Annotated in this window: 15 protein-coding genes; 5 read left to right on the forward strand and 10 right to left on the reverse strand. The window is 73.9% G+C overall.

The window, feature by feature from the left end; genetic code table 11:
* The first annotated feature begins 15 nt into the window (after nt 1-15).
* Nucleotides 16-1,692, forward strand: a complete 1,677-nt coding sequence (locus FB558_RS01890) for a SulP family inorganic anion transporter (protein ID WP_142047502.1) — start codon at nt 16-18, stop codon at nt 1,690-1,692.
* A 13-nt stretch (nt 1,693-1,705) separates the two neighbouring features.
* Here the strand turns inward: FB558_RS01890 and FB558_RS01895 are convergent, their stop codons facing one another.
* The 3 genes from FB558_RS01895 to FB558_RS01905 all read right to left on the reverse strand — a co-directional run bounded on the left by FB558_RS01895 (nt 1,706) and on the right by FB558_RS01905 (nt 5,620).
* Nucleotides 1,706-2,212: a DUF6069 family protein gene (locus FB558_RS01895; RefSeq protein ID WP_211365990.1), complete on the reverse strand. Its 507-nt coding sequence runs from the start codon at nt 2,210-2,212 to the stop codon at nt 1,706-1,708.
* 54 nt (nt 2,213-2,266) lie between these two features.
* Complete coding sequence (locus FB558_RS01900) at nt 2,267-4,906, reverse strand: winged helix-turn-helix domain-containing protein (protein WP_142047504.1); 2,640 nt, start codon at nt 4,904-4,906, stop codon at nt 2,267-2,269.
* A gap of 261 nt (nt 4,907-5,167) precedes the next feature.
* Nucleotides 5,168-5,620 carry a DUF7144 family membrane protein gene (locus tag FB558_RS01905; protein WP_246106209.1) on the reverse strand — a complete coding sequence of 151 codons (453 nt, stop codon included), beginning with the start codon at nt 5,618-5,620 and terminating at the stop codon, nt 5,168-5,170.
* 314 nt (nt 5,621-5,934) lie between these two features.
* Here FB558_RS01905 and FB558_RS01910 point away from each other — a divergent pair, with 314 nt between their 5' ends.
* A complete protein-coding gene (locus tag FB558_RS01910; RefSeq protein ID WP_142047506.1) occupies nt 5,935-6,510 on the forward strand; it encodes a hypothetical protein in 576 nt (191 codons plus the stop codon).
* A 190-nt stretch (nt 6,511-6,700) separates the two neighbouring features.
* Here FB558_RS01910 and FB558_RS01915 read toward each other — a convergent pair whose 3' ends face one another.
* Nucleotides 6,701-6,979, reverse strand: a complete 279-nt coding sequence (locus tag FB558_RS01915) for a hypothetical protein (protein WP_142047508.1) — start codon at nt 6,977-6,979, stop codon at nt 6,701-6,703.
* 198 nt (nt 6,980-7,177) lie between these two features.
* Between FB558_RS01915 and FB558_RS01920 the strand changes: the two genes are divergently transcribed.
* A complete protein-coding gene (locus FB558_RS01920) occupies nt 7,178-7,441 on the forward strand; it encodes a hypothetical protein (RefSeq protein ID WP_142047511.1) in 264 nt (87 codons plus the stop codon).
* Between the two features lie 21 nt (nt 7,442-7,462).
* Here FB558_RS01920 and FB558_RS01925 read toward each other — a convergent pair whose 3' ends face one another.
* From FB558_RS01925 to FB558_RS01945, 5 genes are all read right to left on the reverse strand, one after another.
* On the reverse strand, nt 7,463-7,672 hold the full coding sequence (locus FB558_RS01925) for a hypothetical protein (RefSeq protein ID WP_142047513.1): 210 nt from the start codon (nt 7,670-7,672) through the stop codon (nt 7,463-7,465).
* Between the two features lie 147 nt (nt 7,673-7,819).
* Entirely contained in the window at nt 7,820-8,020 is a 201-nt protein-coding gene (locus tag FB558_RS01930) for a hypothetical protein (protein ID WP_142047515.1), read from the reverse strand.
* Nucleotides 8,021-8,143: 123 nt separating this feature from the next.
* Entirely contained in the window at nt 8,144-8,476 is a 333-nt protein-coding gene (locus FB558_RS01935; RefSeq protein ID WP_142047517.1) for a winged helix-turn-helix transcriptional regulator, read from the reverse strand.
* Nucleotides 8,477-8,556: 80 nt separating this feature from the next.
* Complete coding sequence (locus FB558_RS01940) at nt 8,557-8,943, reverse strand: nuclear transport factor 2-like protein (protein WP_142047519.1); 387 nt, start codon at nt 8,941-8,943, stop codon at nt 8,557-8,559.
* 50 nt (nt 8,944-8,993) lie between these two features.
* Nucleotides 8,994-10,031, reverse strand: a complete 1,038-nt coding sequence (locus FB558_RS01945; protein ID WP_142047521.1) for an endonuclease/exonuclease/phosphatase family protein — start codon at nt 10,029-10,031, stop codon at nt 8,994-8,996.
* A gap of 611 nt (nt 10,032-10,642) precedes the next feature.
* On the opposite strand from FB558_RS01945, the gene FB558_RS01950 reads away from it, so the two are divergent.
* Nucleotides 10,643-12,784, forward strand: a complete 2,142-nt coding sequence (locus FB558_RS01950; protein ID WP_142047523.1) for a DEAD/DEAH box helicase — start codon at nt 10,643-10,645, stop codon at nt 12,782-12,784.
* 10 nt (nt 12,785-12,794) lie between these two features.
* Nucleotides 12,795-13,268, forward strand: coding sequence for a GNAT family N-acetyltransferase (locus FB558_RS01955; protein ID WP_142047525.1), 474 nt, complete (start codon nt 12,795-12,797; stop codon nt 13,266-13,268).
* Here the strand turns inward: FB558_RS01955 and FB558_RS01960 are convergent.
* Nucleotides 13,247-13,801, reverse strand: a complete 555-nt coding sequence (locus FB558_RS01960; RefSeq protein ID WP_142047527.1) for a TetR/AcrR family transcriptional regulator — start codon at nt 13,799-13,801, stop codon at nt 13,247-13,249. The two genes, FB558_RS01955 and FB558_RS01960, sit on opposite strands and share 22 nt — an antisense overlap.
* Nucleotides 13,802-13,842: the final 41 nt, after the last annotated feature.

A 13,842-nucleotide genomic window follows, 5' to 3' on the forward strand; every position in this document is an offset into this window, starting at 1 on the left:
ACCTAGCCTCGGGGCATGCGGCTCGTCCCGGGGATCGCCATGGTGAGTCGCTACCGGCGCAGCGACCTCGGTCCGGATCTCCTCTCCGCCGCCACGATCACCGCGCTGCTCATCCCGTCCGGGCTGGCCTACGGCGCGCTGGCCGGGCTGTCCCCGGTGGCAGGCCTCTACACGGGCGTGCTGGGGATGATCGGGTTCGCGCTGTTCACCACGTCCCGGACCGTGGTCGTCGGGCCGGAGTCGCAGATGGCGATCCTGGTGGCGGCGGCGCTGGCCCCGCTCGCGACGTCGGGTTCGGCCGAGTACGTCACGCTGGCGGCCGCGTTGGCCCTGCTGTGCGCGGTCATCTGCGTGCTCGCCGCGGTGTTCCGGCTCGGCTTCCTCGCCGACTACCTCTCGCAGCCCGTTCTCGTCGGATACCTGGCCGGGGTCGCTCTGATCATCATCGTGAGCCAGGCCGGCAAGCTGGTCGGGGCGAGCACCGAGGGCGAGACGCTCGTCGACATGATCGCGAGCTTCTGGCAGCACCGGGCCGAGAGCGACTGGCCGAGCACGCTGGTCGGCCTCGCGGCGCTCGCCGTCATCCTCGCCGCCAGGTGGGTCTCACCGAAGCTCCCCGCCTCGCTGCTGGCGGTGGTGGCGCTGACGGTCGTCTCCGCGCTGCTGGACCTGAGCGAGGCGGGTGTGGCGGTCGTCGGCGAGGTCCCCTCCGGCATCCCCCTCCCGAGCATCCCGGACGTCGGGCTCGGCGACGTCATGGCGCTGCTCCCGGGCGCCCTCGGGTTGACGCTGGTGGTCTTCGCCGACACCGTCCTCACCGCCCGCGCCTACGCGCTCCGCGGCGGCGGCGAGCGCATCGACGCGAACGCCGAGCTGCGCGCCCTCGCCGCCGCGAACGCCGGGGCCGGGCTGTGCAGCGGCTTCCCGGTGGGCGCCTCCGACTCCCGGACCGCGGTCAACGCCGACACCGGCGGCCGCACGCAGGTCGTCGGCCTCGCCGCCGCCGTCATGACGGCCCTCTTCCTCATCGCACTGACCCCGCTGGTGCGCGACCTGCCCTCGCCCGCGCTGGCCGGTGTCGTGATCGTCGCGGCGGCGAGCCTGTTGCGTCCGGGCGACTTCGCGGCCCTCTGGCGGGTCCGGCGCGTCGAGCTCCTGCTCGCGCTCGTGACGTTGGTCGGCGTCACGGTGCTGGGCATCCTGCCGGGGATCCTGCTCGCCGTCGGCGTGAACCTCGTGGAGATCGTCTACCGGCTGTCCCGGCCGGCCGTCGACGTGCTCGGGCCTCGCGGGGACTCCGGCCGCTGGCGCGCGGTCGACCCGGGCGACGAGGCGGCGCCGGACCCCGGCTTGCTGGTGGTCCGCGTCGGCGGGCCACTGCTGTTCACGAACGCCGAGTTCGTCGCCACCCGCATCGAGGCCGAGGCCGACCGCCGCGGCGAGGTCCTGCGCTGGGTGGTGCTGGACTGCGAGGCGGTCACCCTCATCGACAGCAACGGCGCGCTCGCGGTGACCCGGCTCGCCGACGTCGCCGACGACCGCGGCGTCACCCTCGCGCTGGCGCGGGTCACCACGGCGCTGCGGCAGGCGCTGCGCCAGGCCGAGGTACTGGGGCGGTTCGACGACGGGCGCGTCTTCGACCGCGTCGAGGAGGCGATCCAGGCCTACCGCGACGAGGAGCGTCCGGGTTAGGGCAGTACGACGGTCAGGGCATCGCGACCCGGGTGGTCCTCGACAGGACGGACGAGACGAGGCTGAGGATGCACAGCCCGATGACGAGGTCGACGACGGCCGTCGCCACGCTGCCGCCGATCGAATCGCCGATCGTCAACGGCAGGACGACTCCCACCACGGTCGCGAGCCCGACGATCCAGGCGAAGAACGAGCTCGGGCGCGGCGCCGTCAGCACGAGCAGGTGTGCGAGCCCGGTCGCCGCCAGCGCCAGTACGGCCGCGGTGATCGCGTAGCTCACCGCGAACGACCCGCCCACCGGCAGCAGCGGTGGCACGGCCATGTCCAGGCCCAGTGCGCCCTCGCCGATCAGGACGCCGACGACCGCGACGAGCGCGGCCACGACCGCGGTCGCCGCCCCGCCGGACCAGAGTCGGGCGGCGTCGACGACGAGCCGCGGCTCGGTCCACCTCTGCGACGGGCTCATCGCGACGGCCCTGATGTCGATGCGTGCACGCTGGCCGACGCTAGGAGGCGGCACTCCCGAGCACCTCGCCCGGCGAGGGTGAGGTGAGCGCCCGGGGCGATGAGCGCCTCAGACCTGCCGCAGGCTGGTCGTGAGCAGGCCGTGCTCGTGGGCGGTCAGCACCGCCAGCCGCCTGCTGCTGACGCCGAGCTTGGTGTAGATCGACCTCACGTGGCTCTTCACGGTGTTCACCGAGACCGTCAGGTCGTCGGCGATCTCGTCCAGCGACAGCATCGACGGGAGCAGCCCGAGCACGGTGAGCTCCCGTTCGCTGAGCATCGCGTGCCGCTGCTGGGCGCCCCGACGACCCGCGGTGAGCGCGTGCTCGGCGAAGCCGTCGAAGGCTCCGAAGGTGCCGAGCTGGTGGACGAGCAGCTCGCGGACGCCCGACCCGGCGTGCAGGAACGGCCGGAGCGCGTCGAGCGGCTCGGCGACGCCCAGCGCGCCCTGCAGGGCGCTGCGCGCGGCGGGCCGGTCCCCGTGGGCGACGGCGAGCGAGGCCTCCAGCAACCACGCGTCGACGAGGGTGTGCGCGAGAACGGCCCCGACCCCGTCGTGCAGAACCGGTCGGAGGACAGACCGCGCGTGCTCGGGGCGACCGCCTGCCGCGTCGGTCCACGCCTGCATCACCATGAGCTCCGCGGTCTCGCCGCTGCGGTCGGCGAGCCACCCCCGCACGGTCCGCGCCGCCGTCGAATGGCCGAGCAGCAGCGCTGCCCGGAACTCCAGCATCGCGAGCGCGGCAACCGGCTGCGCGTCGGCCGGGCGGTCGCCGAACTCCGCGCGCGTCTGCTGCAGCTCGGCCAGACCGGCCGCCCGCCCCCCGGCGTCGAAGACGGCGGCGCCGTGGACCCCGCGCAGCACGCTCCACAGTTGCGGCGACGACGCCGTGCTGCTGAGCCCCAGGGCCTCGACGGCGAGGCGCTCGGCGGCGGAGGTCTCCGTGCGCATGAGCGCGGCGTAGGCCAGCATCGCCGTGGCCGCGCTGGACCAGGAGGAGTCGGTCCACCCGTGCTCGGCCGCCGCGGCCCGGGCCTCGCCGCTCATCGTCCGCATCGTCCGCACGTCCCCCGCGCTGCCGGCGACGACCGCCAGGAGGACGAGGCTCTGCATCATCAGGTAGTCGAAGCCCTCATCGCGGCTCAGGTGCAGCGCGGCTTCGAACTCCGCGCGCGCGGTGGCGAGGTCCTCGCGGCCGAGGCCCGCCGTGCCGCGGCTCAGGTGCGCGAGGGCCTCCAGCTCGGGCTCGACGGGCAGCTCGCGGTTCTCGGTGACGACCGCAGCGACCACCGGGTCGACCGGAACCGACGCGATGGGGGTGTCCACGGCCGCGCTGAACTGCTCGGCCACGGCGCGCAGCACCGCGAGGCCCGCCGGGTCGTGGGCGGGCCAGGACCGTCGCGCGCGGGCCAGGTCGCCGCGAGCCGTGATGAGCTCGCCTGCCTCGAGGTGGGCCAGCGCCGAGGTCAGCGCCAGCCAGGGATCGGAGCCGACGGCCTGTGCGCCCGCGGTGGCGAGGGCGCGCCGCAGCGGCCCGTGGTTCCCGGCGGCGATCAGCGGCACGGCGAACCGGTGCAACAGGTCGGTCAACAGGTCGAGGTCCTGTCCCTGCGCCGCGTGCTCGAGAGCCGGGACCGGTTCGAGCCTGTCGGCCCACCACCTGGCGGCGACGCGGTGCAGCTCGGCCGCCCGTTCCACGCCGTGCCTGTTGAGGTCGGCACGCAGGTAGGCCCGCAGGAGCTGTTGGATGCGGTAGGAGTCGCGGTGCCGCCCGCCGGACGACACCAGGGCGGTGTCGTGCTCGAGCCGGTCGAGCAGGCAGCCGGCGTCCTGGCGGCCCGACAGCTCGGCGGCCAGCCCGGTCGGGACCGGCTCGCTGATGCTGATCAGCCGCAGGAACTCCTGCACGTCGTCGGGGAAGCCGGAGAGGACCTCTCCCACGAGGTAGTCGGCGACGCTGCGTTCGTCGCCGGAGAAGCGGTCGAGGAAGGCGTCGGGATCGCTGGCCGCCGCCGCGCCGGACGCGGCCAGTCGCAGACCGGCCGCCCATCCCCCGGTCCGGCGGTGCAGGAGGTCGACCTCGGCAGGTTCGAGGTGCAGTCCCGCCCCTTCCAGCAGCGCCTCCGCCTCCGACCGCGAGAACCGCAGCTGCGCCGCCCGCACCTCGTGGAGCCGACCGGCGAGGCGCAGCCGGGGAAGCGACAGCGGGGGGTCGAAGCGGCTGGAGAGGACGAGCTGGACGCCGGGACAGCGGTTGCGGCTGAGGATCTGCAGGCCGTGCAGCGCGTCGGCGTCGACCAGCTCGTGGACGTCGTCGAGCACGAGCCGGATCGGTCGGGGCAGTGCGCCGAGGGCGTCGACGAGCTCCGCGAGGAACTCCGGCTGGGCGTCGGCCCGCCAGACCGGGGGCTGGTGCAGCCGGCTGGTGCTGGGAACGGGGGCACACGCCAGGACCGAGGCGACGACCGACGCCCAGAGCCTTCTCGGGTCGTTGTCGTCGCGGTCGAGGGCGACCCACGCGGTGTCCGCCGACGTGCTCGTCCGCGCCCAGTCCGCCAGCAGCAGGGTCTTGCCGTGCCCGGCAGGGGCGCAGACGAGGACGACCTCGGCGGCGCGGGCCGCCTCGAGGCTCGCGCGCAGTTCGGACCGCACGACGAATTCGGGCGGAATCGACGGAATTGCGATCTTGACGTCCGGAACGAACGTCACGACGATCACCTCCCGGTAGGCGCCCCCGCGCCGCGCGGCACCTCGTCCCCCGTGCGACTGGATCTTTTCCGCTGGTGTCGAACCGCGCGCCCGATCCTCGGGCCGTCACGGGTTGGTCACGATATCGGCGCTGGTGATGGGTGTCCACCGGAACGATCCCGCCCGAAAGAGGGACGCCGATTATCGCGCAGCGTGACCGCCGCGGGTAAACGTGCATGCACAATTACCGGACGGTCGAGTCGCCTCGTGCCCACTCGCGAATCAGCGCGCGGCCGCGTCACGGTCGAACGAGCACAACGCCCAGATCACGAAGACGTCGAGCGCGATGATCAACAGGGCCCAGACCGGGTAGTAGGGCACGAACAGGAAGTTCGCGACCATGCTCAGCACGGCGAGGGCGATGCCGACGATGCGTCCCCACAGCTGCCCGGCCAGCACCGCGCACCCGGCGGCGAGGACCAGGACGCCTGCGACCAGGTGGATCCACCCCCACGTCGTCACGTCGAAGGCGAACATGTACTCCACGCCGACGACGTAGACCTCGTTCCGGAAGAGCGCGACCAGCCCCACGGTGGCGTGGAAGATCCCTATGACGATCATGAGGGAACCCGCGAACACCGCGAGCCCCGTCACCCAGGGCGAGGTCTCGCCGCGCCCGACCGGCTCGTGGTAGCCGGCGCTGCCGCCGGAGGCGGTCTCGTGCGATGTGGACATGGGCCTTCTCGTCTCTCGTGGATCGAAAGCGATGTCTTCGGTGACGTCGGAGTCCCTCCGAAGATCCAGCCTTCCGATGGTCGCGAGGAGCCGCGGCGGTTTCGTCACCTGGTACGGGTGAGCCGGTACCGCACCCCCGGTCCCGGCGTCCGGCCGCGGCACCGCACCAGCGCCGCCGACCCGACCGGGCGAGCGGTGGAGCCACCTCGAGCGGGTGACGGGCGACGTCCCGCACCGGCGAATGCTGAGGGGCAGGCGGCCTCACGGGCGTGGTCGCGGCGGGCGCTCGTCCCGAGGAGCGCGAGGAGGCCGGCATGCGCGACGACGAGGCGGCACTGGTCGAGCTGCGGGCGCTCGCGGACCGCGGCGTGTGGTCGGCATCGGAGCGGCTGGTCGAGCTGCTGGTCGACCGGGGAGACGATGCGGCCGTCGCGGAGCTGCGGGCGCGCGCAGGCCGTGGCGACGGGTACGCCACCGAGCTGCTGGTCGCGATGGGTGATCCGGAGACCGCCGAGGCCGTGCGGTCACGCGCTCGTGCGGGTGAGCGGTACGCGGCGGACCTGGCGGTCGAGTGGCTGGTGGAGCCCGGCGACCCGGAGGCGGTGTCCGAGCTGCGGGCGTACGCCGAGGCGGGCAACGGCTACGCGGAGGAGGCGCTGCTCCGGCTGCTCGTCGACCGGGGTGACGAGGAGGCGGCCGGCGAGCTGCGCACTCGCGCAGCGGCCGGCAACGGCCACGCCGCGATCCTGCTGGTGCGCCTGCTCGCGGCACGAGGCGATCACCGGGCCGTCGCCGAGCTGCGGACGCTCGCCGGTGCGGGCGACCGGTACGCGGGCCGGCGCCTGGCCGAGCTGCGCGTCAACCGGCGAACGCCCGGCGCCCGCGGGTAGCCGGGGCCGTCCGGGTCTCCCCCTCCCGCACGGGCGGGGCCGAGCAGCGTGGCCTCGAGCCACTCCATCGCCGGCAGGAACACGAGGATCCCGATCGGGACCAGGAGCACGAGCAGGACCACCACCAGAACGACGCTCCACCGGCCGGTCGACCCGCACACCACCCGCCGCGGAGGAGCGGCCGGGCGGCTCAGTCGGCGAACCACACCTCGGCGAGGTCGACCGCGGCGAGGCCCTGGTCGGCGGCGATCCGTTCGAGGGCGGACGCGAGCCGCAACGCCAGGTCGACGGCGACGTCGGCCAGGCCCTCGACCCCGTCCTCGGCGAGCACGTCACCAGCGGCGCTCCGCGCGGCCGCCCCTTCCCGGCCCTGGTCGCGGTCGGACAGCGCGGCCCGTACCAGCTCGTAGGCCCGGGCACGTGCGGAGAGGTCGAGGGAATCGTCGCGACCCGTCCTGTCCTCGCCCACGCGATGCTCCTTCGGACCTGACCGTAGGTACAGCTCCGAGCGGGGGGCCCGGCTCCGGCGCCGTGACGGAGAGTACCGGCGAACGGAGCCCTCCACCCGCGCGGGGGACGGAGCGCAACGCGTCCATGCGGGTTACAGTCGTCAACTCCACCCGGTCGAGGAGCAACGCCGCTCGCCATCGGCTCGAGGAGTACCAGCGTGAGTCACCCATCCGCCGAGGCAGGATCGGCGCGCAACCTCCTCGAGGCCATGCGCGCGGTGCTGTCCGACGACCACAACTACGAACGGGGGCTCGCCTCCCTGCAGTCCCTCGTCGACCGGATCGCACGGGACGAGGGCGACGCCGCGCTCCGCGACTTCACCGCAGCGCTCTCGCTCGGCCTCGCGGAGGCGCTCGAGCGGATCGCCCACCACCAGGGCCTCGGGGCCACAGACCTCGCGGAGGTCTGGTTCGCGGAGTGACCGCGGACCGGCCCGGTCGGTTCAGCAGTCGGGCAGCCGTTGCAGGGAGACGACCTGCAGTCCCATGGCGTTGCACAGCGCGAGCAGGTCGTGCAGCTCGGCCGGCTCGGACAGCTCCCCGAACATGATCGTCTGTGCCGGGACCGAACGGACGTCCATCCTGCAGAACGCGCTGCGGGCGCGCTCGGAGAGACGACCGTTCAGCCGGACCTCGTACCTCGCAGGATCCATCGTCGACCTCGCCTCCTCCCACCCTGACCGGACGGGCAGGGGCGCCAGCGTCGCCCACCCGACCCCGCCCGGCATCGCCCCGCACGGATGAGCGGACACCCGCGCGAGGACACCGGCGTCCCGACCGTTCGTCGGCACCCGGCCCCGCTACTCCGGGATCGGGTGCGCCGACACCACGGTGATACCGAGCGCCTGGAGCTGGACGATGATGCCGTGCAGGTGCGACTCGTCGAGCACCTCACCGTCGATCACGGTCTCGGGCGGGACCTCGGTGATGCGCAGGTCGCCGATGGCGCTCCTGGCCTCCTCCGTGAGCCGACCCTGTACCCGGAACTCGTAGTGCGTCATCGTCGTCAGGCCTCATCCCGTGTCGGCCTCGAGCGGATCGGCGGTCGCCCCGCACGTCGACGTGGTCGCCATCGCTGCCGGGTACCGAGTCCTCTCCGCGGGTTGGCACGCCCTCGGCCGCCCTCAGCGTCGCGGGGGACGGACGGCGGTGACATCACCCGTGATGGACGACCGCCCCCTCCCGGCGAGCTCCCGGCTCCAGGCCCGTGACCATTCGAGGATGGGCTGCATACCGACCACCAGCCCCTCGCCGGTCGCCGTGAGCGCGTACCCGTCACCGACATGGGTGAGGAGGCAGGCGTCCGCCAGCTCGTGGAGCCGACGGGTGAGGACGCTGGAGGAGATCCCATCACAGGCGCTGCGCAGCTCGCGGAAGGTCAGCGGCGTCGCGGCGACGTGGAGCTCCCAGACGATCCGCAGTACCCAGCGGCGGCCGAGCAGGTCGAACACCGCCATGACCGGACGGCCCGTGGCCGAGCCGCGGACGGGCCGCCCGGGGCGGGGTGCGGAACGCGCGGGTTGCGAGCGGCGCGCCGTCACGACCGCCCCGTCGGGAGCGGCTCGTCCTCGAGCAGCTCACGCATGCGCCCGATCGCGACGCGCAACGTCCGGTAGGGCCGCAGGAACAGGGTGACGTGGAGCAACGCGCCCGCGTGGTCGCGCCGCTCGCGCAGCATGCCGTGCAGCTGCCCGTCCGCGACCCGCGCGGTGAACGCGGCGACCGTTTCGTCCCCGCTCCCCCACTCGGCGGTCCTCTCGACCTGCTCGAGCACGCGCGCGACGAGGCCGAGGACGTGGCACGCGGCGTCGCGGCCGCGGTAGTCGGCGGCGGGACTGGAGAAGACGACGTCGTCGGCCACGAGGCCGGCGAGTCGATCCGTCCTCCCCGATCGCCAGACGTCGAGCACCGAAGGGGCCGTCATGCCTCTATTCTAGAGGCACGCTCGTCCGCCGCTCCGGGCCTGCTCAGGGCCTACTGCTCCGGGAGGCGGAGCCGGGTCAGCACGGCGCGGTGGTCGCTCCCGGCGATCTCGTGGACGGTGAAGTCCTCGGCCGCGATCGGCGTGGTGGCGAACACGTGGTCGATCTGCGGACCGAACCAGCCCGGCATCCAGGCCGGCCAGGTGGGCCACAGCGCCCGTCCGCGCTGCGCCGCGGCATCGGAACACCCGCTGGTGGCATCGCGCAGCACCGAGTGGTCCAACGTCGCGTTGAAGTCGCCGGCGACGATCGCCGGGGCACCGCCCGCGCAGTACCGCTCCAGCGTGCGCAGGTCAGCGCTCCACTGCCGGACGTCCCCGCGTCGCGGCGCGACCGCGTGGAACGCGACGAACCGCGTCGCCGCGAGCCCGGCGGCCTCGATCTCCACGATCGGGAAGGGGGTCGAGGCGTCGACGTGGCTCGTCACCTCGCCGAGGTGCTCGGCGACGAGTGCCGTGACCCCGAAGACGTCGGTGACGCCGTCGGAGTCCGTCCCGGTCGCGGTGACCATGCGGTAGCCCAGCGGCTCGACCAGCGGGGCGAGCCGGTCCCGGTACCAGGGGCCGACCTCGATGAGCGCGGCCAGGTCGGGCCGCTCGACCCGGATGAGCTCCGCGAGCGCGGTGACGTCCGCCGCGCCGTCCAGCACGTTGAACGCCAGCACGGTGAGGGGCCGCCCACCCGAGGGCACGGGCTCGGCCTGGGTGCGGGGGAAGGTCATGGCCGCCCCGACCGCCAGCACGACCAACAGCGCGGCGGCGGGCAGGATCAGCTGCCGGAAGCGCCACGAGAGCCCGGCCAGGACCAGCACCAGCGCCGCCACCCCCACGAGCGCGTACGGCCGGAACGACACCGCCTGCGCGAACGGGGTGATCCGGTCGATGCGGAGGAGATCCGGCAGCGTCAGCAGGGCGACCCCGACGACGCCCCCGGACGCCACCAGCCGGAAGCGGGTCCGATGCCGCAGCGGGGGTCGGGGCCGCGGTGGAGCCGCCGGGTGGCGGAGACCGGTCTCGGGGAGCGCGCTCACACCGACGAGTGTCGCGATCACTTCCTGTGGTTCCGGTGAGGGAAAGATCATCCAGGGCTCGGAGCAGGGCTGCGGTGCGGGGAACATGGCCAAAGTCACTCGAGGCCTGATCCGCCCGCCGCGGTCGCCCGCGACGCCGCACACCGACCGGCACGACGCCCGCGCACCGGGAGCGCGCCGCGCGCGGATCCCGGAGGAGGCCCCGTGAGCTGGGCAGACGCCGTTCGGCGCGACGACCGCCCTCGCCGGTCGCGCAGGACCGGCCCGTCGAACGCCTGCACGCCCCCGCTCGGGACACGCGGCACGGCTGTGGCCCGCGCAGCCCCCCGCACGGCGTGCGAGGCGGTACGATCACCGGGAAACCTGGCGACGGCCGGCCGGTGCGCCGATACCGCCGCCGCGACCGGTGGTCGATCGATCGGGGCCATGCCGTCGCAGTGTGCGGCCCGTTCCGCCCCACGGCGTCGGTCTCCCACATGAGGCGCGGGTCCGCATCGCGTCGGACGAGGAGTCCACTCGGACCTCCGCCGCGACGCCCACCGCCCGACCGCAGCACCGTGCGCGGGACGGCCGCCCCGGCGGCCGTCCCGGGCACCCCGGAGGAGGAGTTCGTGGCTCGACGAGGCCAGCCCCAGACCAGGGCTCGCCGTGGCGCCCCGCGGGACCGTCGACGCGGCGGCAACGCCGGCGAGGACGTCATGTCGGTGCTCGCCCGCGCCGTCCGGGAGGTCGAGGCCGCCCTGCGCAGCGGCCGGGTGACGCCCGCGACGCGCACGAGGTTCCAGGCGGTCGCGCTCCTGCTGCGCGAGGAGCGCGCCCGGGTCCGCGCGGACGGGGCCGGCAGCGACGCGCACCGGGCCGAGCAGCTCAAGCGCCTCGACGGCGTCGCGACGATCCTCGCGAAGACCGCCGTCCGGGATGCCGGGCTCATGGCGCTCCTCGCCGAGGACGCCGTCGTCGCCGACGAGGCCCGGTCGCTCAAGCGCGAGATGCAGAGGACCGCGGGCATCGAGCCGGCGGCCGACGAGCGCCCGCCGGAGCAGCCCCCGCCCGCCGCCACCGAGCACCGGGTGGTGCCGCGGTCGGTCGTCTCGCGGCAGCTGGCCAACCCCTTCCTCGCCCCCGACGCCTCCGCCGCCCGGCCCAGCGCACCCCGTCCGACGCGGCTGGCCACGTGGGAGCTGATCGGCCCGCTGCTCAGCTCGTTCGAGCGTGCCGGGAGCGGTGCCTCGACGTGCATGCCGCTCCCCGACCCGACCTCGCGGTACGCGCCACCCGGCATGGAGCTGATGCCGCACCAGGCCCGGCTGGTCGCCGCGGCCGCGGCCGGCCACCGGACCTTCCTGCTCGCCGACGAACCGGGGCTGGGCAAGACGGCCCAGGCGCTGCTCGCCGCGGAGGCCGCGAACGCCTACCCGCTGCTCGTCGTCGTGCCGAACGTCGTCAAGACGAACTGGGCGCGCGAGGCCGAGATGTGGGCACCCCACCGCACGGCGACCGTGATCCACGGCGACGGCGACTCGATCGACGGGTTCGCCGACATCATCGTGGTCAACTACGAGGTGCTCGATCGCCACGTGGGATGGCTCGGCGACATCGGTCTGCGCGGCATGGTCGTCGACGAGGCGCACTTCATCAAGAACAAGACCTCGCAGCGTTCGCGGCACGTCCTGTCGCTCTCCGAGCGCGTCCGGTCCTTCACCGCGCGCCCGCTGCTGATGGCCCTCACCGGCACCCCGCTGATCAACGACATCGAGGACTTCCGGGCGATCTGGCAGTTCCTCGGGTGGATCGACGAGAAGAAGCCGCGCGCCGAGCTGATGAACGCGCTCGACGAGACCGGCCTGACCCCCGCCGACCCCGGCTTCTACGCCACAGCCCGCCAGTCGGTCGTGGACCTCGGCATCGTCCGCAGGCGCAAGGTCGACGTGGCCGCCGACATCCCCGCGCGCCGCATCGCCGACCTCCCCGTCGAGCTGGACGGGCCGGTCGGCCGGTCGATCCGGGCGGCCGAGCGCGAGCTGGCGCGCCGCATGGTGGCGCGGTACGAGCAGGCACTGGCGAGCCGCGCGTCCGGCTCCACCGCCGACGGCATCGACCACGACCTCGTGCGCCAGGTGGTGCGGTGGGAGCAGAAGGACGCGGCCGAGGCGAAGGCCGGCGACAACGTGTTCACCATGATGCGGCGCATCGGCCGGGCCAAGGCGGGCCTCGCCGCCGACTACGCGGCGCAGCTCGCGCGCAGCGCGGGCAAGGTGGTCTTCTTCGCCAAGCACATCGACGTGATGGACGCCGCCGAGGAGATGTTCGCCCAGCAGGGGATCCGCTTCTCCTCGATCCGGGGCGACCAGACGTCGGCGGTGCGGCAGCGGAACATCGACGCGTTCGTGAACGACGCGGGAGTGGCCGTCGCGGTCTGCTCGCTGACCGCGGCAGGCGTGGGCATCAACCTCCAGGTCGCCTCCGACCTCGTGCTCGCCGAGCTCTCCTGGACCGCCGCGGAGCAGACCCAGGCCATCGACCGCAGCCACCGCATCGGCCAGTCCCAGCCGGTCACCGCGTGGCGCATCATCGCCGCGCAGACGATCGACGCCCGGATCGCCGAGCTGATCGACAGCAAGGCCGGCCTCGCCGCCCAGGCGCTCGACGGGTCGGACGAGGAGGTCGGGTCGTCGGCCGACGTGCAGCACGAGGCGCTCGTCGCGTTGCTGACCGAGGCGCTGTCGGCGCCCACCGACCACGTCGAAGGGTGATGCTGCGCCGATGGCCGAGATCCTCGTGCGGCACGCGGAACCCGACGAGGCGGAGGCGCTCACGGGGCTGACGCGACGGTCGAAGGCGCACTGGGGCTACCCGCGGGAGATGCTGGACCGGTGGGCCGACGTGCTGTCGATCAGCCCGGCCGCCATCCGCGACGGGCGGGTCGTCGTCGCGGAACGCGACGGTGCGCTGCTGGGCTACTACCAGCTCACCGGCCGGCCCCCGCACGGCGACCTGGCGGACCTGTTCCTCGAACCCGAGGCGATCGGCACCGGCCTGGGCAGGACGCTCTGGGAACACGCCCTCGACGCGGCCCGCCGCGCCGGGTTCGACACCGTGACCCTGGAGTCCGACCCCCACGCCGAAGGCTTCTACCTCCGCATGGGAGCCGAGCTGGTCGGCGAGCGGGAGGTCGCCCCCGGCCGGTGGCTCCCGGTCCTACGGATCACCGTCCCTCAGGGCGATCCGACGAGGTAGCGCTGCAGGTTCGGGGCGATCCACTCGACGAGCTCCGCCGGCGTCATCGCCACGACCGGCGGGAGGCGCAGGACGTAGCGGCACAGGGCCACGCCGAGGGCCTGGGTGGCGACGAGCCCCGCACGGGTGGGCACGTCCCCCTCGTCGGCGATGCCGGCGATCATCGGCGCCAGCTGCGCGGCGAAGATGCCGCGCATCAGATCCGCCGCGTCGTCGTCGGTCACGGCCGTGCGCAGGAGGATCTGGAGCCCGTCGTCGTGCTCCCACCGCGCCAGCAGGTGCTCGCCCAGCACGCGACCGACGCGGTCGCGCGGGACACCGGACAGGTCGGGCAGCTGCAGGTCGAAATCCGCGGCGACGGCGAACAGCTCCCGCTTGCTGCCGAAGTAGCGCATCACCATGGACGGGTCGATGCCGGCGTCGGAGGCGATCGCCCGGATCGTCGCGCGGTCGTAGCCGTCGGCGGCGAAGCGGCTGCGGGCGGCGCGGAGTATCGCCTCGCGCGCCGGTAGCGAACGGTCGGTGAACGCCATCGCGCCACGATATGCCAACAGGCGTTGCGCTCGTCCGGGGC

Origin of the sequence: Pseudonocardia kunmingensis, assembly GCF_006716445.1 — a bacterium.
GTDB lineage: Bacteria > Actinomycetota > Actinomycetes > Mycobacteriales > Pseudonocardiaceae > Pseudonocardia > Pseudonocardia kunmingensis.

Coding starts and splice junctions, on each gene's coding strand:
- FB558_RS01890 (WP_142047502.1), top strand. CDS start 16: ATGCGGCTCGTCCCGGGGATCGCCATGGTGAGTCGCTACCGGCGCAGC.
- FB558_RS01960 (WP_142047527.1), bottom strand. CDS start 13,801: ATGGCGTTCACCGACCGTTCGCTACCGGCGCGCGAGGCGATACTCCGC.
- FB558_RS01955 (WP_142047525.1), top strand. CDS start 12,795: ATGGCCGAGATCCTCGTGCGGCACGCGGAACCCGACGAGGCGGAGGCG.
- FB558_RS01905 (WP_246106209.1), bottom strand. CDS start 5,620: ATGTCCACATCGCACGAGACCGCCTCCGGCGGCAGCGCCGGCTACCAC.
- FB558_RS01930 (WP_142047515.1), bottom strand. CDS start 8,020: ATGACGCACTACGAGTTCCGGGTACAGGGTCGGCTCACGGAGGAGGCC.
- FB558_RS01940 (WP_142047519.1), bottom strand. CDS start 8,943: ATGACGGCCCCTTCGGTGCTCGACGTCTGGCGATCGGGGAGGACGGAT.
- FB558_RS01910 (WP_142047506.1), top strand. CDS start 5,935: ATGCGCGACGACGAGGCGGCACTGGTCGAGCTGCGGGCGCTCGCGGAC.
- FB558_RS01925 (WP_142047513.1), bottom strand. CDS start 7,672: ATGGATCCTGCGAGGTACGAGGTCCGGCTGAACGGTCGTCTCTCCGAG.
- FB558_RS01935 (WP_142047517.1), bottom strand. CDS start 8,476: ATGGCGGTGTTCGACCTGCTCGGCCGCCGCTGGGTACTGCGGATCGTC.